Annotated in this window: 17 protein-coding genes; 14 read left to right on the forward strand and 3 right to left on the reverse strand. The window is 60.8% G+C overall.

Annotated elements, in window-relative coordinates; all coding sequences use genetic code 11:
• The first annotated feature begins 24 nt into the window (after window positions 1-24).
• The 5 genes from ACVZUB_RS03780 to ACVZUB_RS03800 are packed head-to-tail and all read left to right on the forward strand — an operon-like array spanning window position 25 to window position 4,828.
• The gene (locus ACVZUB_RS03780; RefSeq protein ID WP_050657065.1) at window positions 25-1,065 is read left to right on the forward strand and encodes an acyl-CoA dehydrogenase family protein; all 1,041 of its coding nucleotides are present in this window, start codon (window positions 25-27) and stop codon (window positions 1,063-1,065) included.
• Complete coding sequence (locus ACVZUB_RS03785; RefSeq protein WP_058227266.1) at window positions 1,050-2,201, forward strand: acyl-CoA dehydrogenase family protein; 1,152 nt, start codon at window positions 1,050-1,052, stop codon at window positions 2,199-2,201. Before ACVZUB_RS03780 ends, ACVZUB_RS03785 begins: the two co-directional genes overlap by 16 nt.
• 7 nt (window positions 2,202-2,208) lie before the next feature.
• Window positions 2,209-3,219 carry a bifunctional MaoC family dehydratase N-terminal/OB-fold nucleic acid binding domain-containing protein gene (locus ACVZUB_RS03790; protein ID WP_269614276.1) on the forward strand — a complete coding sequence of 337 codons (1,011 nt, stop codon included), beginning with the start codon at window positions 2,209-2,211 and terminating at the stop codon, window positions 3,217-3,219.
• A gap of 2 nt (window positions 3,220-3,221) precedes the next feature.
• The gene (locus ACVZUB_RS03795) at window positions 3,222-3,662 is read left to right on the forward strand and encodes a MaoC family dehydratase (protein WP_020968404.1); all 441 of its coding nucleotides are present in this window, start codon (window positions 3,222-3,224) and stop codon (window positions 3,660-3,662) included.
• A complete protein-coding gene (locus tag ACVZUB_RS03800; RefSeq protein ID WP_003945661.1) occupies window positions 3,659-4,828 on the forward strand; it encodes a lipid-transfer protein in 1,170 nt (389 codons plus the stop codon). The genes ACVZUB_RS03795 and ACVZUB_RS03800 overlap by 4 nt, the downstream gene beginning before the upstream one ends.
• 111 nt (window positions 4,829-4,939) lie before the next feature.
• Here the strand turns inward: ACVZUB_RS03800 and ACVZUB_RS03805 are convergent, their stop codons facing one another.
• A complete protein-coding gene (locus ACVZUB_RS03805) occupies window positions 4,940-6,241 on the reverse strand; it encodes an HNH endonuclease signature motif containing protein (protein ID WP_482628149.1) in 1,302 nt (433 codons plus the stop codon).
• A gap of 85 nt (window positions 6,242-6,326) precedes the next feature.
• On the opposite strand from ACVZUB_RS03805, the gene ACVZUB_RS03810 reads away from it, so the two are divergent.
• The 6 genes from ACVZUB_RS03810 (at window position 6,327) to ACVZUB_RS03835 (ending at window position 12,200) form a co-directional block, all read left to right on the forward strand.
• Window positions 6,327-6,893 carry a GNAT family N-acetyltransferase gene (locus ACVZUB_RS03810; protein WP_047269633.1) on the forward strand — a complete coding sequence of 189 codons (567 nt, stop codon included), beginning with the start codon at window positions 6,327-6,329 and terminating at the stop codon, window positions 6,891-6,893.
• Between the two features lie 31 nt (window positions 6,894-6,924).
• Complete coding sequence (locus ACVZUB_RS03815) at window positions 6,925-7,926, forward strand: AraC family transcriptional regulator (RefSeq protein WP_482628150.1); 1,002 nt, start codon at window positions 6,925-6,927, stop codon at window positions 7,924-7,926.
• 134 nt (window positions 7,927-8,060) lie between these two features.
• On the forward strand, window positions 8,061-8,471 hold the full coding sequence (locus ACVZUB_RS03820; RefSeq protein ID WP_047269632.1) for a VOC family protein: 411 nt from the start codon (window positions 8,061-8,063) through the stop codon (window positions 8,469-8,471).
• A 126-nt stretch (window positions 8,472-8,597) separates the two neighbouring features.
• Entirely contained in the window at window positions 8,598-9,791 is a 1,194-nt protein-coding gene (acmB, locus tag ACVZUB_RS03825) for a methyl acetate hydrolase AcmB (protein WP_042449369.1), read from the forward strand.
• Window positions 9,792-9,894: 103 nt separating this feature from the next.
• Window positions 9,895-10,743 carry a mycofactocin-coupled SDR family oxidoreductase gene (locus ACVZUB_RS03830; protein WP_003945658.1) on the forward strand — a complete coding sequence of 283 codons (849 nt, stop codon included), beginning with the start codon at window positions 9,895-9,897 and terminating at the stop codon, window positions 10,741-10,743.
• Window positions 10,740-12,200 (forward strand): MFS transporter, encoded by a 1,461-nt coding sequence (locus ACVZUB_RS03835; RefSeq protein WP_047269629.1) that lies wholly within the window; start codon window positions 10,740-10,742, stop codon window positions 12,198-12,200. The genes ACVZUB_RS03830 and ACVZUB_RS03835 overlap by 4 nt, the downstream gene beginning before the upstream one ends.
• A 201-nt stretch (window positions 12,201-12,401) precedes the next feature.
• Here ACVZUB_RS03835 and ACVZUB_RS03840 read toward each other — a convergent pair whose 3' ends face one another.
• On the reverse strand, window positions 12,402-14,189 hold the full coding sequence (locus tag ACVZUB_RS03840) for a glycoside hydrolase family 71 protein (RefSeq protein WP_482628151.1): 1,788 nt from the start codon (window positions 14,187-14,189) through the stop codon (window positions 12,402-12,404).
• A 44-nt stretch (window positions 14,190-14,233) separates the two neighbouring features.
• Between ACVZUB_RS03840 and ACVZUB_RS03845 the strand changes: the two genes are divergently transcribed.
• The 3 genes from ACVZUB_RS03845 to ACVZUB_RS03855 are packed head-to-tail and all read left to right on the forward strand — an operon-like array spanning window position 14,234 to window position 16,647.
• Window positions 14,234-15,190 carry a daunorubicin resistance protein DrrA family ABC transporter ATP-binding protein gene (locus tag ACVZUB_RS03845; protein WP_019746865.1) on the forward strand — a complete coding sequence of 319 codons (957 nt, stop codon included), beginning with the start codon at window positions 14,234-14,236 and terminating at the stop codon, window positions 15,188-15,190.
• On the forward strand, window positions 15,187-15,987 hold the full coding sequence (locus ACVZUB_RS03850; RefSeq protein ID WP_003945537.1) for an ABC transporter permease: 801 nt from the start codon (window positions 15,187-15,189) through the stop codon (window positions 15,985-15,987). The genes ACVZUB_RS03845 and ACVZUB_RS03850 overlap by 4 nt, the downstream gene beginning before the upstream one ends.
• A gap of 30 nt (window positions 15,988-16,017) precedes the next feature.
• Complete coding sequence (locus tag ACVZUB_RS03855; protein WP_064688618.1) at window positions 16,018-16,647, forward strand: TetR/AcrR family transcriptional regulator; 630 nt, start codon at window positions 16,018-16,020, stop codon at window positions 16,645-16,647.
• Here the strand turns inward: ACVZUB_RS03855 and ACVZUB_RS03860 are convergent.
• On the reverse strand, window positions 16,638-17,432 hold the full coding sequence (locus ACVZUB_RS03860; protein WP_482628152.1) for a putative protein N(5)-glutamine methyltransferase: 795 nt from the start codon (window positions 17,430-17,432) through the stop codon (window positions 16,638-16,640). The genes ACVZUB_RS03855 and ACVZUB_RS03860 overlap by 10 nt on opposite strands.
• Between the last annotated feature and the right edge of the window lie 78 nt (window positions 17,433-17,510).

The raw sequence follows: 17,510 nt of genomic DNA on the forward strand, positions 1-17,510 counted from the left end.
TACATCAGAGACAGGATTGCCAGCGTGGACTTCACTCCCGATGAAACCCAGGAAGCGGTAGCCGAGGTGGCTACCGCGCTCCTTGCCCGCGAACTGGAGCCGGACGCGCTCTGGGCGGCATTCGCCGATGCCGACCTGCTCACGTTGGCCCTGCCCGAGCGTCTGGGCGGCGAGGGACTCTCCGTCGCCGACGTCGGTTCCCTCCTCGTCGAGGTCGGCCGGGCCGCCGCTCCAATTCCGGCTCTCGCAACCCTCGGCTTCGGTGTACTCCCCATAGTCGCACTGGGGACCGACGCTCAACAGGACGAATTGCTCACCGGAGTCGGCGCCGGACGGGTGTTCACCGCGGCGCTCGGTGAGCCGGGTCAGCAGTTCCCGGCACAGCCGTCGACCACCGCCCATCAGTCGGGCGACTGGTATCGCGTCAGCGGGACGGTGCTTGCCGTGCCTTTCGCGGCGAGCGCACACAGAATTCTTGTGCCCACCGACGCCGGAGTCGTTCTCGTCGATCCGACCGCCGCCGGCGTCGCATTGACGCCGACTCCCAGTGCGTCCGGCAGTCCCGAGTTCGCAGTCACCATGGACGAGGCAGTCGGTGAACTTCTCGGTGCCGGCGAGGAAGCCGTCCAGACGCTGTACCGGATCGCCACGGCAAGCATCGGAGCCGTTGCAGATGGTTTGGTGTCCGGTGCCGTCGATCTCACTGCGGCGCATGTCGGCTCGCGTGAGCAATTCGGTAAGCCGCTCGCCACGTTCCAGGCAGTCTCACAACAGATAGCCGACGCGTACGTCACCTCCCGGACCCTTCATGTCGCGGCGTTGTCGGCGTCCTGGCGCGTGTCGGAGGGCCTGGACGCCCAGTCGGACCTCGACGTCATGGCGTACTGGATCGCCCAAGAAGTGCCTGCCACGATGCAGGTGCTTCACCACCTGCACGGCGGTCTGGGCGTCGACGTCACGTATCCACTTCATCGTTACTACTCGACTGCAAAAGACCTGGCACGCCTGCTCGGCGGTGCTTCGCAGCGACTCGACCTCGTGGGGGCCCGGTGTTCATCGATCTGACCGACAGTCAGCGCGCATTGCAAGCTGAACTTCGACGCTACTTCTCGACGCTGATCTCGCCCGAAGAGGCCAAGATCATGCGCGTGGAGCGGCATGGCCCTACCTATCGCGAGGTCATCCGTCGTATGGGCAAGGACGGCTGGCTCGGCGTCGGCTGGCCGGTGGAGTTCGGCGGACGTGGGTTCGGTGAAGTCGAGCAGCAGATTTTTGTCAACGAGGCTGTGCGGGCGGATGTCCCACTGCCTTCGGTGACGTTGCAGACCGTCGGTCCGACCCTGCAGAAGTACGGCAGCGAGGAGCAGAAGCAGAAATTCCTGCCCGCGATCCTCGCCGGTGAAGTGCACTTCGCGATCGGCTACACCGAACCGGAAGCCGGCACCGACCTTGCAGCACTGCGCACTTCGGCGGCACGAAATGGTGACGAGTACGTCGTCAACGGCCAGAAGATTTTCACCACCGGCGGGCATGACGCCGATTACGTGTGGCTTGCCGTGCGGACAGGGTCTGCCGATTCAAGGCACCGCGGCATCTCCATCCTGATCATGGACACCAAAGATCCCGGCTACACCTGGACCCCGATCATCACCTGCGACGGTGCACATCACGTCAACGCCACCTACTACGAGGACGTTCGCGTTCCGGCGAACATGCTTGTGGGTGAGGAGAATCAGGGCTGGCGCTTGATCACGACGCAGCTCAACCACGAACGCGTCATGCTCGGTCCGGCAGGTCGTGTCGCAGGGATTTACGACCACGTCTTCGATTGGGCCAAGCGTGAAAACCTGCTCGATCACGTTGACGTACGGCGCGCGCTCGGCGAAATTCATGCGACGTACCGCCTCAACGAACTGCTCAACTGGCAAGTGGCGTCTAGTGATTCGGAGTCGGTGGATATCGCCGACGCTTCGGCAACCAAAGTGTTTGCGACCGAGCGTATCCAGCGGGTCGGTCGACTCGCGGAAGAGATCGTCGGGCGGTACGGAAATCCGATCGATCCCGAAACTGCTGATCTCATGGAGTGGCTGGACATGCAGATCAAGCGCAACCTGGTGATCACCTTCGGCGGTGGAGTCAACGAGGTGATGCGCGAACTGATTGCGACCGCCGGCCTGAAGCTTCCTCGCGTTCCGAGATAGGAAACAAATCGTGTCAGATCCCATTCTCACTGCTGCCGAGCGGGTTCGAGAGGACGGGCCAAGCGCTCCTCGCGCCGGCCGGGACCCCGTGAACCTGCCGATGATCCGCAACTGGGTCGAGGCGATAGGTGACGAGAACCCGATCTATGTCGACGAATCGGCCGCCCGCGCCGCCGGACACGACGGAATAGTCGCACCGCCGGCGATGGCGCAGGTATGGACGATGCGCGGTCTGGGGGCAATTCGAGAAGCCGACGATCCGTTGGGCCGGATGACGGACATCCTCGACGAGGCCGGATTCACCTCCGTCGTCGCGACCAACTGCGATCAGATCTACCACCGCTACTTGAAGCCGGGTGAAGAAGTCACCATCTCCTCGGTGTTGGAAGACGTTGTGGGACCCAAGAAGACAGGTCTTGGTGAAGGATGGTTCTTCACTACTCGCAGCTTCTGGCGGGTCGGCGAAGAACTGGTCTCGGAGATGATGTTCCGGATCTTGAAGTTCGCGCCGCCAGTCAGCGAGAGTTCCTCCACTGACGTGCCTGCGGACCTGGACGCATCTCGAATGCTGCGTCCGACAGCATCCCTCGACACGCAGTTCTTCTGGGACGGTGTCGCCGCACATGAGTTGCGTATTCAACTGCGTGCGGACGGTTCGGTACAGCACCCGCCGGTGCCCGCGATCTGGAAACACAAGTCGGAGCAGACCGACTACGTGGTGGCGTCAGGTCGGGGAACGGTCTTCAGCTTTGTCGTTCACCACGCCCCCAAGGTTCCTGGTCGGTCGTTGCCGTTCGTCGTTGCCCTGGTCGAACTGCCTGAGGGTGTGCGGATGCTCGGCGAATTGCGCGGTATCGATCCATCGAGTGTGTCGATCGGGATGGAGGTGGAGGCGGTCTACCTCGACTTCCCCGGAGACGAAGAGACCGGGGGAACTCCCTGGACTCTGTACGCCTGGCAGCCGGTTTCTGTGTCTGCGGTGTCTGCGGTGTCTGCGGTTTCTGCGGTGAAGGAGTGACGATGACTTTGACGACGGATATCACTGTGGGAGAGGTTCTTCCGCAGCTCTCGATTTACGGCGACCCGACGTTTGTGGTCTCGGCGGCGCTCGCTACCCGCGATTTTCAAGATGTTCACCACGACCGCGATCTCGCACAGAAACGCGGCTCGAAAGACATTTTCGTCAACATCCTCACCGACACCGGCTTGGTGCAGCGATTCGTGACCGATTGGGCCGGACCGCGGGCTGTACTCACGTCGATCAAACTCCGCCTCGGAGTCCCCTGGTACGCCTACGACACCTTGACGCTCTCCGGAACGGTGACCTCCTACGACGAGGATCTCGTGTCGCTCGCGGTGGTCGGCAAGAACAGCCTGGGAGATCACATCACCGCACAGGTCACACTGGCATTTCCGGCGTCGGGCTCGAATGGAGACATTGAAAACGGAGACATTGAATGAGCGCATTGTCCGGCAAGGCAGCGATCGTCGGAATCGGAGCCACGGATTTCTCGAAGGACTCCGGTCGCAGTGAACTGCGACTGGCCGCCGAGGCTGTTCAAGCCGCGTTGGACGACGCCGGTCTGACACCCGCCGACGTCGACGGTCTTACCTCGTTCACCATGGACACCAACACCGAAGTGGCAGTAGCTCGTTCGGTGGGGATTCCGAACCTCAAGTTCTTCAGCCGCATTCACTACGGAGGCGGTGCCGCTGCGGCGACGATTCAGCAGGCCGCCATGGCTGTTGCCACCGGCGTCGCAGACGTCGTCGTCGCTTACCGCGCGTTCAACGAGCGATCGGGTGCGCGTTTCGGGCAGGTGAACTCCGGCCTTGTGGCGCAGGTCAATTCGTCGGGTACGGACAACGCTTTTTCCTATCCTCACGGATTGGGTACTCCTGCATCGTTTGTCGCGATGGTCGCGCAGCGATACATGCACGTATACGGAGCGTCCAGCGAGGACTTCGGTCGAATCGCCGTCGCGGACCGTAAGCATGCAGCCACCAATCCGAAGGCGTTCTTCTACGGAAAACCGATTACCCTCGAGGACCATCAGAACTCGCGATTCATCGCTGAACCTTTGCATCTTCTCGATTGCTGCCAGGAATCCGACGGCGGCATCGCCATCGTCGTCACCTCGGCAGAACGAGCCAAAGATCTGAAGAACACCCCTGCCGTTATCGCTGCCGCCGCACAGGGCAGCGGGGCAGATCAATACATCATGACCAGCTATTACCGCGACGGTTTGACCGGCCTACCGGAGATGGGCCTTGTCGGCGATCAGCTCTGGTCACAAAGTGGGCTGCGCCCGTCGGACATGCAGACGGCGATCTTCTACGACCACTTCACGCCCTATGTTCTGATGCAGCTCGAGGAACTCGGTTTCTGTGGCAGGGGAGAGGCAAAGGACTTCATCGCCGGTGGCGCAATCGAACTCGGCGGCAAGCTTCCGATCAACACCCATGGTGGACAGCTCGGCGAGGCATACATTCACGGGATGAACGGTATCGCCGAGGGTGTTCGGCAGATCCGCGGTACTTCGGTCAACCAGGTCGACTCCGTCGAGAATGTACTGGTGACTGCGGGAACGGGCGTTCCGACATCGGGGCTTGTGCTGACTCGCTGATTATCGTGGGCACAGCTTCATCAAGCGTCACGGCCTGTTGGCACCGCATCGGGGTCTCCTTCGATGCGGTGCTCGGTCCGTGTTCTGTTGTCGCCAAAGAGGTTTGACCTCTCAGGTTTTGAAGGTGGTGTTCGCCGGCCGCGGGTGCTGCTGCGGGTCGATCGAGGGCGGCGGAATGAACCACGGTTTGTTGTCGACACCGATCCGAATCGCCCATTTCCCGACGAACGCGGCTTTGCGGTGCATCAACCGATGATGTGAACGGCACAGCAGGACCAGGTTGTTCATCACCGTCGGGCCACCGTTCGCCCAGTGCTTAATGTGGTGCGCATCCGTCCAGGCCGGTACACATGTGCAGCCGGGGAACGCGCAGCCCTTGTCCCGGGCGATCAACGCCACTCGCTGTTCGGCGGTGACCAATCGTTTACCTGGTTGCGCATCCAAGGGCGCGCCGTGATCATCGAGCAGCACCGTGGACAGGAAACAATCGCACCCAAGGAGTCTGGTCTGCGAGACCGAGAGCGGCCCCAGCCACGGCATGTGCCCGACATCAAGATCAGACACAGCCACTCCACCACCATCAGTTGGTGTGGCGGCGCAGTCCCGATACTCCGTCAAATCACGGGCGTTGATGTGCACGTTCACATGCGGACGCTGACCACCATCGGTACCAGTCTTGGCGCAATCGAGATAACGCCGGATCAGTTCGGTGAACCCGTCCGCCGTGCGTTTCGCCGTCGACCGAGCATCCGGGGTTCCATCGGGTGCCGGGGTGGGCATCGTCAGATTCGACAACGCCGACAACAGCATTTCACCGGTCAGGGCATCGAAATCCCCACGCACCACCACCCGACCGTTGAGCGTCGAAGCAATCCGCAACTCATTGAGATCGACATCCTCGGCGGGCGGGATCTCATCCGATTCGAACAACCGCTCCAAGGTCGCGATCACGTTCCGCACCTTCGTCGTCGTCGCCTCCACACCCGACGCAGCAGCGAGCAACAAATCGATACAACGAGGGAGCGCCTCCTCCGGCATGCCCTTCGGCGGTGACTCACAGAACGCCACGATCAACACAGCATGATCGAACGAACAATCCCCGCCATCGAACCGAGCCGCCACCGCCGGAAACGGCCGCAACGCTGCACCCAACGCGGCGATCTTCTTCCCGTCCCGAACCTGCAGCATGGTGTTCGCCGCCAACCACGAACCGACACCGCGGCTGGCGATCACCTGATCATCGGAACGCAACGAGAGTTCGTCGACCACGGCCACTCGAACGGCTTCCAGGCGCAGAATCTCCGCGCTCGCCGACACCGCAGCCGCACGTAACTCAGCAGCCGACAACTGCCACAGACGTCCACGTAACCCCACCGCAGAACCCGACACCACGTCCGACAACAAGACACTCATTGAATCCCCCGATCCCCTCCCCAAATCATACTCGAACAGGTGTTCGAGTCAAGAGGTGCTTTTGGGCTCGCTCTAGGATCGCTGGATGTTCACGTTGACTACGGAACGCCTTGTTCTTCGAGATTTCACTGCCGCGGATGAAGGTGCCGTCCATCAGTACGCGTCCGACCCTGCCGTCTGTAGATATGTTGATTGGGGGCCGAACACCCCCGCGGTGACCAGGGCATTCCTGGCGGACGCGGCACTCGAAGCTGCGCTCGTCGAACGTCGCACGTTCACCCTGGCCATCACGTCGAAGGCCGATGGAGCGGTCATCGGTTCGGTAGCTGTGTGGGAAGTATCCGCCGCGCACCGGCGGGCGGAACTCGGTTTTGTCGTGAACCCGAAGTTCCAAGGGCGAGGCTATGCGTCGGAGGCGGGGCGCGCGGTTCTGGAATTCGCCTTTGCTCGCTTCGGAGCGCAGCGAGTGCAAGCAACGTGTCGTCCCGAGAACTCGGCGTCGGCGTCGGTGCTCACCAAAATCGGAATGGAGGAGGAGGGGCGAATGAGGGCACACATGGTGATCCGGGGGACCGCGGTGGACTCGCTGCTTTTTGCTGCAACACGACCCGCCGCCGTACAGCCAGAGATCACGTCAGCTCACTTCGCGTGACCTTCCCGGGCCCTGGTGCGATACTCGAACCATGTTCGAGGATGCCTTGCTCATCGACGCGGCCGGCCGGCCCACTATGCAGCATCACCAGGCCTTTTCTCGGGACTGGGACCGCATCAAGGAGTGGTCCGACAACATCTACATGCCGTATACGGTCACGCCGATCGGAAGTCGGTTGAAGCCGGCTTCGGACATGTACTCCGCGGCAGTCGGCAAGATCGACGTCACCAGATTCTGTTACGGGATTCCGGTCTCCGTCGGTGAATGTTCGCCTGAGGCCGGAAACATTCTGGTTCTGACGACTATCAGAGGCAACGGTCGACATGCCCTCGGCGGAGGAACTGCGGTGAATACTGCCGTGGGGGAGACCTTTGTCGCCGACTGTAGCCGGACCGACTACTTCGTCGAATTCGACGAAGATCATCTGCAGCTGAATCTCACTGTGCCGCATCAGCTTGTCGCCGATCACGCCATGCAATGGTTCGGGTCGGTTCCCGACGACCGTCTGTGGCGGCACAAGTGTACCATTGGCGGGCGGGGCTCGAGTTGGCTGGCATTGATGGACTACGTCTTTCGCGCAATTGCAGAGTCGCCTGAGGCGATGTCGAGCGAAAGGCTGGGTGCCAGAGTTCAAGAACTCATCGCGGCTCAGCTTCTCGACGAGTGGGCGACGCAGGCCGGGCTGCAACTCGGCGTCGACGTCGCCTCCGCCGAACCTGCCTACGTGCGATCTGCAGAGGAGTACATCGATACGTTTGCTCGCTCGGTGCCGACGGCATCGGAGATCGCGGCTGCGGTGGGTGTCAGTGTCCGGGCGCTCACTGCGGGATTTCGACGGTACCGAGACACCACGCCGGGGCAACGATTGCGCGCGCGTCGGTTGGAGGGAGTACGCGGCGAACTGTTGCGTTCCGACGGGAGAACCGTCTCCGAAATCGCCAACGCCTGGGGCTACGTCAATCTGGGCATGTTTGCGGCCACATACCGGAAACGGTTCGGAGAGTTGCCTTCCGAGACCCGGAATCGACTCTGAGGACAGTTGTTTGAACGGTCATGACGATCGTTTTACGCACTCGATGAACTGCCGTGATCCGTTGTTTCGTATCGGAGCGTTCTGCAAGGATTGAAATCGAACGTGACAGCAATCCCACGAGCTAGGAGTACGTCATGGCAACTCGACTCAATCCGTACATCAGCTTCAACGGCAATGCCCGTGAGGCGTTGGAGTTCTACAAAGAAATCTTTGGTGGCACGCTGGCGCTGAGCACGTTCGGTGAGTTCGGCAATCCCGGTGAAGGCGGCGACAAGATCATGCACGGAATGCTCGAAACCGATCAGGGATACACCCTGATGGGTGCCGACACTCCGCCCGGCATGCCGTACAACCCCGGCGACAACATCACGGTCAGCCTCAGCGGCGACGACGGCGATGTGCTGCGCGGGTACTGGGAGCAGTTGTCGGGAACGGGAACGGTGAGCGTTCCACTCGAGAAGCAGATGTGGGGCGACGAATTCGGCGCCTGTACAGACAAATTCGGCATTTCCTGGCTGGTGAATATCGGAGCGCCCCAGAGCTGACTCCAATCTCTGCCCGGTTCTGCCGAAACGAGACAGTTTTCCTGCCGTTTCGAGGCAGAGCCGGGTGTGTGATCGCCGTTACATTCTGTTCGACAAGACAAGTTGCAAGTCGGATGGAGAAATGCAGTGACGATCGAAGATATTGCGCGGAAGCCCCTTTCGAAGCAGCGCCTCGACGACGTGCTGGCGCGAGCAACTCAGGGGGCTGATCGCGTCCCGGGTGTGGTCGCGATGATCACGGATCGAGAAGGCAACATCTACGAGGGTGCTGCGGGCGAGCGGACTCTCGGTCACGGCGAACCGATGACCCTCGATACAACCTTTGCGCTCTTCTCCACCACCAAGGCGATCACCGGTACCGCTGTCCTGCAATGTGTGGAGGAGGGATTGCTCGATCTCGATGCACCTGCAGCGACCTATGTTCCCGACATCGGTGAGCTGAAGGTCCTGGACGGTTTCGATGCCGGCGGAAACCCCGTTCTTCGGGAACCCAAGCGTGACATCACCACTCGCATGCTGCTCCTTCACACTGCAGGGTTCGGCTACGACTTCTTCAACGAGTCGTACAACCGGCTCTCGCAGGAACATGGGCAGCCCAGCGTGATCACGTGTAGCAAAGCGGCGCTCACGACACCGCTGCTCTTCGACCCGGGTGAGAAGTGGGAGTACGGCACCAACATCGACTGGGCCGGACAGGTCGTCGAGTCGATTCGAGGTCAGCGACTCGGCGATGTCATGCGTCAGCGCATCTTCGAACCTCTCGAGATGGCCGATACGGCATTCACGATGAGCCCGTCGATGAAGGATCGACTTGCGCCGATCCATCAGCGTGAGAGCGACGGAAGCCTCACTCCGCTCATCGGATTCGAGCTTCCGGCCGAACCCGAGGTGCACATGGGTGGTCACGGTTTGCACGGCACTGTCGGCGACTACATGAAGTTCATCCGTATGTGGCTCAACGACGGCGCGGGCACTTCGGGTCGCGTGTTGTCGTCGGAGACGGTAGCTGCAGCCGTTCAGAACGGGCTCGAAGGCCAGCACGTGGGGTTGTTGCCCGGAGTTCTCCCGACGCTGTCCAACGATGCGGAATTCTTCCCCGGCGTCCCCAAAGGATGGGCGTACTCCTTCATGACAAATGAAGAGGTGGCGCCCACTGGTAGGCCGGCCGGATCGCTGGCTTGGGCGGGTCTGGCCAACCTCTATTACTGGATCGACCGGCAGACCGGCGTCGGCGGGTTCTGGGCAACGCAGATTCTGCCGTTCGCGGACGCTGGATCCATCAACGGATACCTGGAATTCGAGACCGCCGTTTACCAGTAACCGGCTGGATTCCCGCTGTCCGGGATCGACTGTTTCTTTCGGGCGGGTTCGGAGTACGCATGCAGTACAGCGCATGCTGGCATACGACGAACTAGGAGACGGCATGAACAGCCTCGAAGGCAGCTTCGAAGGAAAAGTTGCACTGATCACCGGCGCCGCACGCGGTCAGGGGCGCGCCCACGCTGTCGCATTCGCGGAGCGTGGCGCGGACATCGTGATCTGCGACCGGTGCGAGAACAGTGATGTCGTCGCCTACCCCCTCGCAAACGAGGAGGATCTGAAGGAAACCGTTCGTTTGGTGGAAGCCACCGGTCGTCGGTGCATTGCCGTCAAGGCAGACACTGCTGATCGCGACGCAATGGACGCGCTCGTTGCCCGCGCTGAAGCCGAGTTCGGCCGTGTCGATATCGCCGTCGCGAATGCCGGTGTGTCCGTGCCCGCTCCGATCACGTCGATGACGTCGGCGCAGTGGAACGAAGTCATCTCGTCGAACCTGACCGGTGTGTTCAACACCGTTGCGGCCGTGTCAGGTGGAATGGCGGAACGTGGTTACGGTCGCATCATCACGATTTCCTCGATGATGGGTCGCTCCGGTGGCACCCAGATGGCTGCGTACGGCGCCTCCAAGTGGGGCGTCATCGGTTTGACGAAGAGTGTGTCGCTCGAACTGGCAAACTCGGGTGTGACCGTGAATGCTATTGCACCGGGGAATATCTCGACGCCGATGATTCACAACGACATGATGTACGCGATGATGCGGCCTGACCTCGAATCGCCGACGGCAGACGACGTCGAACCCGTGTACGCGACTCTGCATGCGCAGCCGGTCGGTTGGCTGGATCCCTTCGAGATCACGCGAGTAGTCCTGTTCCTCGCCGCCGACGCGAGTGCCCACATGAGTGGCATCGTGGTTCCTGTCGACGCCGGAGTAGCCGCTCGCTCGAACGCTTGACGGACAAGACTGTTCGCGCGAAAGCGCGGACCGGGTGGGTCGTCGGCGTCCTGAGTCTGAGCGGTGTGGTGGTCGCGCTGCAACAGACCTTGGTGGTGCCGGTCCTGCCTGCGTTCGCGACGGCATCGGGAGTATCGTCCTCCACCGCTTCCTGGCTGGTGACCTCGACGTTGCTGACCGGTGCCGTCGCAACCCCTCTCATCGGCAGACTCGCCGACATGTTCGGTAAGCGCGCGATGATGCTCGTCTGTCTTGCCGTGATGATCGTCGGCTGCATGGTTGCGGCGCTCAGCCAGAGTTTCTGGTTACTGATCCTCGGGCGCTCGTTGCAGGGGTTCGCGACGGCACTTCTGCCCGTCGGAATCAGCATCATGCGCGATGTCCTTCCTCCGGAAAAGCTCAGTGGTGCAGTAGCTCTCATGAGTGCGACGTTGGGGATCGGTGGCATGTTCGGTATGCCGATGGCTGGGGTGATCTCGGCGCACTGGGGACTACCCGCGCTTTTCTGGGTCACCGGTGGATTCGGGGTAGTACTGATAGTCGTCTTGCCGCTGGTGGTGCCGGAATCGGCTGTGAAGAGTCGCGGACGCTTCGACTTTCTGGGGGCCACGGTCCTCACACTCGCTATGACTGCACTGCTGCTGGCCGTTTCGAAAGGAACCGAATGGGGCTGGGCAAGCCCCGAGGTTCTGGTTCTGATCGCGTCCGGCGTGGTCTTGCTCTGTGGATGGATTCCGTGGGAACTGCACACGCCGGCACCGCTGGTCGATCTGCGGACTTCACTTCGCGCTCCGATTCTGGTTTCGAACGTCTGCGCAGTATTACTCGGTTTTGCCATGTTCATCAGCGCGTTGGCGGCAACGCAGGAACTTCAGTTGCCCCTGGCGTCGGCGGACGGTCTCGGACTCTCGGCTGCCGAAGCCGGACTGGCGATGATGCCGGGCGGAGTCCTGATGATCGGATTGGCGCCGGTGTCGTCGAAGGTGACGAGGCGATGGGGAGCGAAGGCCACGTTGGCCTCAGGAGCGATCGTCATCGCAATCGGATACGTCTTGCGTGTGCTGTTGACGCCGACGCTGGTCAATATCGTGATCGGCGCTGCCGTGGTATCGGCCGGTGTGGCATTTTCCCTGGCAGCCATGCCGACTCTGATCACCGAATCTGCGCCGATCCATCAGACTGCCTCGGCCAACGGATTCAACAGCCTGCTCCGTTCGGTCGGTACCTCCACCGGAAGCGCCGTTGCGGCAGCGGTATTGGCCGGTTCGACGGTGGTGATCGGTGCGAGCACTGTGCCGACCCTGCATTCGTTCGCGGTTTTGTACTGGATCGGAGCGGGCGTATCGGCACTGGCGGCCGCGGTGACCTTGGCAGTGAGGGTGGAGCGGACGGGGGCGGTATCGCGGCCCGAGTTACCAATTGCAGCCGAAACCGATGGCGCAACGAAGATCGGGTGAGTCGACGGACTCACCCGATCTTCGTCACCGTTATCTCCGACTGGAATCGACCAGGTACTCGAGATTCTGGTTGTACGGTGTGGCCGTCACCGCCGCGTGTGAACTCACCCGAGATACCTCGGTAGTGCCGCGAACGACAGAGGCCTTGATGGAACCTACTTTCAACGGGGCGATGCAGCTGCTCATCCCGGCCGGGGCATTTCAGGTGGTAATCGTGGTTCCCACCGTCACTTTGACGACTGCGGGAGCGGTCAAGAAGGTGAGAACCTCGACGGTATCGCGAGCGGGGGATGACCATTGGCGCAGTGTCATAGGGGCAGCAGAGCGATTGACGGGGACCGCGGAGACCGACTGATTGCGATAGACGAGATACGCGGTGTCGCGAACAATCGCGGGTGAGGCGCCGGAGCGGAAGCTGTACAGCCCGTAGGAACTCATGTCGAGTAACGCGCGCCCATGACCGGCGCTGGGTGCGAACGACGTTCCCTCGCTGTAGTCGTTCCAGGTGACGAGCTGTACCCATTCACTGTTGGACGCAATCGCAATCTGCCACATGTTCTGCAGATTCTGTGAATTCTGTGCCTCGTCGTAGATCGACTGACTCGGACGAACATCTTGGAAGGCGACTGGCTGCATCCATATCTTTCCCAAGGAGTGAGCGGCAGCAGCAAGCCCCATCGGAGAGTTCGGGTTCGATCCCGAGAGCGGATTTCCTGCCGGATTTCGGTTACCCCAATTCGACATCCCGTAGCTGATCGATGCAAAAGAATTCCGGTTGGCTGCTGCGTCGAGGAAAACCGGAACAAATGCCACATTTATTCCGTAAGAATTTTTCATAATAGTGATGAACTCCGACCACCAGCCCGCAGTCTTGTTTTCGGCAAGAAATGGCGAGATCACTAGTCGTCCGTCGCTCAATTTGAACGATGATGCCATGGTCGAATACGGTTTCATCTCTGCTGCCATTTGAGCTGCGGTCATGTTTTTGAACGCGCCGTTCATATCAGGCATGAGCATGATCTTGAAATTCGGATCGACTGCTGCGGCCGCTTTGATCAGGGCTGTGGGCACGGTGGAACCCCACCAACTGGTGTCGGTTGCCTTGGCGATGATGTCGACGGAGAATCCGTCGATGCCCGCGGCGATTGCCGAACGAACTTCGTTTTCGAGGTCGCGTTGGCGCCACTGCGTATCGGCGATGGGTTGCCGCGGTGTCGGCCGATCGCGGAGGAATCCTCCGTAGCGAACGTGTTTGTTGTTCTCGCCGTTGACCGTAAGATATTGTGTCGCATAGTAATCGCCAGACGGATTCGCATTGTCGATCGAAATCGGATAGGGCGGGAAGTAGTGAGCGAAAACCAACTTTCCGTTCAGTGCCGACTTGGGTGGAATGTCGAAGGGCAGCGCTGCAGATTCAGGATTCGCCGAGAACGAGGCCGGCGTGTACGTCGAGGCGGAGCGTGGTTGTGTGTTGTACGCGGCGATCAGTGCGGCCGCGACAATCACGGCCAGGGTGAAGCAGATGGTCTCGAAGGAATATTTCGCCGTTTTTCGGATCCACGGAGTTCGGATGTATCGAGTTCTGATACTCATGGCACAGTCAGCCTTTCTCGATCCCCCGAAGTGTGAGTCTTCCCCGCGTGCACTGAATCGGTGATTCAATTCTTTTCGGCCTCTGTCTGATTTGTAATTCGAGATTCGACACCATAAGTCAACCGTCACCGGCCCGAGTGTCACTTGCTGAACGAGTGTAACGCTGCCGCGTTCATCATGAATACCTGAAAGCGGTCTTTGTTCAAGAATTTCGGGTTTTTCTTTCCGGTATATATCCGTCGAAAGGTCGGTGAAATTTATCGGCTGTATTGGACAGGACTGGGACGTGTGGTCTGTTCCGTACCTCGTGGCCGAAAGGCACCGGCGAAACCAGGGAGGTGATTGCAGCCGGGCAACTGACGAAATTTCCTGGAATGTGTCGGCCTCCTGGGTCACACTGGGGAACGGACTACCGACGGATTACCGACGCGGGAGGGCTCATGACCGAAGCGATTGTGGCCGAGGGGCTGGTCAAGAAGTACGGCGACGTCACGGCATTGGACGGCATCGACCTGGAAGTGCGCGAGGGTTCGGTGATGGCTCTGTTGGGTCCCAACGGCGCCGGAAAAACCACTGCGGTAAGGATATTCACGACGCTGCTCATTCCGGACGGTGGACGCGCCAAGGTTGCCGGGCTGGACGTGGTCGAGGATGCGCGGGCGTTGCGATCCAAGATCGGTGCTTCGGGTCAGTACGCCGCGGTCGACGAGTACCTGACGGGCTACGAGAATCTGGACATGGTCGGGAGGCTGTATCACCTCGGCGCCCGAAGCAGTAAGGCCCGAGCGCGTGAATTGCTCGAGCAGTTCGATCTCGTCGAGGCTGGAGATCGGCCGGTCAAGGGCTATTCCGGCGGAATGCGGCGACGTCTCGATCTCGCCGGCGCATTGGTTGCTCGGCCACAGGTGTTGTTTCTCGACGAGCCGACCACCGGCCTCGATCCTCGGGCGCGACTCGGTCTCTGGGACGTCATCGAAGGGTTGGTGGCTCAGGGGACCACGCTGTTGCTCACGACGCAATACATGGAGGAAGCCGAGAGGTTGGCCGACCAGATCGCCGTCATCGACCGCGGCTCGGTCATCGCGCGCGGTACTGCAGATCAGTTGAAGGCGCGGGTCGGGGGTGAGCGCATCGAACTGAGTGTGCACGAGGTCGAACATCTCGACATCGTCCGCGAGGAATTGCGCTCGCTTGCCGTGGGGGACATTCAGGTTCAAGAGAACGTCCGTCGCGTCACCGTTCCTGTCGACGACGGCACCGACGCGTTGGTGGCGGCGCTGAATCTTCTGTCGGTACGAGGCATCCGCGTATTCGACGTCGGCCTGCGCCGACCCACTCTCGACGATGTCTTCCTCACACTGACCGGGCACCAGGCTGAATTGGAGGATCAGAAATGACCGTGCAGATGGCGCTCGAAGACGGTTTGACCATCGCCAGGCGAAACTTGATCAAGATCAAGCGCGTTCCGGATCTGCTGGTGTTCACCACTTTGTCGCCGATCATGTTCGTGCTCTTGTTCGCGTATGTGTTCGGCAGTGCGATCTCGGTCCCGGGCACGTCGTATCGAGAATTCCTGATCGCCGGAATCTTCACGCAGACGGTCATATTCGGTGCTACCTGGACTGGTTTGGGGATGGTCGAAGACATTCAGAAAGGAATCATCGACAGATTTCGATCGCTGCCCATGGCTCCGTCTGCCGTGCTGACCGGCAGAACGTCGAGTGACGTGTTGATCAACGTCATCAGTTTGGTGGTCATGTCGTTGACCGGTCTTCTGGTCGGGTGGCGGATTCACTCCAGTTTCCTCGAAGCGGTGGCGGGTTATGCGCTGCTTCTGTTCTTCGCGTACGCGTTGTCGTGGGTCATGGCTGTTGTCGGGCTTTGGATCCGGACACCGGAGGTATTCAACAACGCGAGCTTCATCGTCATCTTTCCGCTGTCGTTCATCGCGAACACTTTTGTCGAGACCACCAATCTTCCCGGCCCGCTCAAAGTGATCGCCGAATGGAATCCGGTGTCGGCGGTGACTCAGGCGGTGCGTGAATTGTTCGGCAATACCAATCCTGCGATGACGGTTCCGGATGCGTGGCCATTGCAGAATCCGGTCATCGCGTCGTTGTTGTGGACTTTCGGTTTGCTGATCGTCTTCGTGCCGTTCGCTATTCGTCGGTATCAGAAGGCAGTCAGCCGCTGACCTGGTGATTCCGGCCGGTAGGGTGGATATGTGCCGGAGCCCGAACGCATCGACAAACGCAGCCTGAGATACGCCGGGCGACGTGAGGAGTTGCTCGACGCGCTGACCCGCTACGTCATCGACAACGGTGTCGGGGAATTGACGGTGAGGCAGCTCGCCAAGGCCGTGGGTGTGTCGCATGCGTCGTTGCTCAACCATTTCGAGAGCAAGGAGAATCTGCTCTCCGAGGTCATCGAGAACATGCGTGGTGAGTCCATTCCGATTGCGGTGCCGATGAAACCGGGGGTCGATCCGGCGACAGTGCTGACTGCGTGGTGGACCGAACGTACGACGCCGGAGGTCCTGCCGCGGTTCCGGGTGATGGTCGAGATCTACGCCCTCGCGCTCGGCGACCGCGACCGCTACGGACGGTTCCTGGACCGTTTTGTGGGCGATTGGATCGAGGCACTGGAAGCCGGTCTACGACAAGCGGGTTGCCCCGAGGACGATGTTGCCTCTGTCGCTACTCTGTTGCTCTCGCAAATGCGGGGTCTGTCGATGGATCTTCTGGCCACCGGCGACCGGGCCCGCGTCGATCGCGCGTTCGGGCTTTTTGTCGACGGCTTTGCCGCCCGCGCTCGGGAGTGGTCCACGCCAAGATCCGATCGCCTTCAACGCTGACCGATCACCACGGTCGACGCGGTCTCGCTGTAGGTTGCCACCCGAGTGAGAAACCCTCCCCGAGTGAATGTTTCAACAGTCATTTCGACCTGCTCCGTACTCGTCTCGACGAGAAGACAGCCACCCGGTCGTAGCCACGGCGCGGCGTCCGCGATGATGCGACGCTGCAGGTCCAGTCCGTCGGTACCGCCGTCCAACGAGACCAGCGGTTCGTGAAGACGGGCTTCGGGCGGCATCAGCCTGATCGATTCGGTGGGGACGTAAGGTGCATTGGCGACGACGACATCCACGCGACCGAGTAATTTCGTCGGCAGTGGTTCGAACAAATCGCCTTCGAGTACGCGCTCGGGCGGTGTGATGTTTCGGCGAGCGCACCGCACTGCGGCCGGTTCCACGTCTACCGCGTACAAATCGACAGGGTCGAGCGTCGACTGCAGGACAACACCGACAGCTCCTGAGCCGCAACACATGTCGACGACGACGCTTCCTGGGGTGACAAGTGAGCAGGCCTGCCAGGCGAGAAACTCGGTGCGCCGGCGTGGGACGAAGACTCCGGAGTCGATGTGAATGCGCAAGCCGCAGAACTCGGCCCATCCGAGGACGGGCTCGAGTGGTTCGCCGGCAACTCGTCGGTCGACCATCGCGTCGAGTTCATCGCGAGAGCGTGCGGTGTGAAGAAGTAGGCGAGCCTCGTCTTCGGCGAAGACGCAACCTGCTGCTCGGAGGATCGCGGCCACCGACTTCTGCTGCGAAGCAGGGAAGGTCGGGAGATCAGGTGCTGACATGAGAGAGCCTTTCGGCCTCCTGATCTCGCGGGGGACCTGCACGTATCGAACACCGCCACCCTACCCGAGCAGGCGTGT

The sequence above is a fragment of the Rhodococcus sp. OS5 genome (assembly GCF_056837585.1).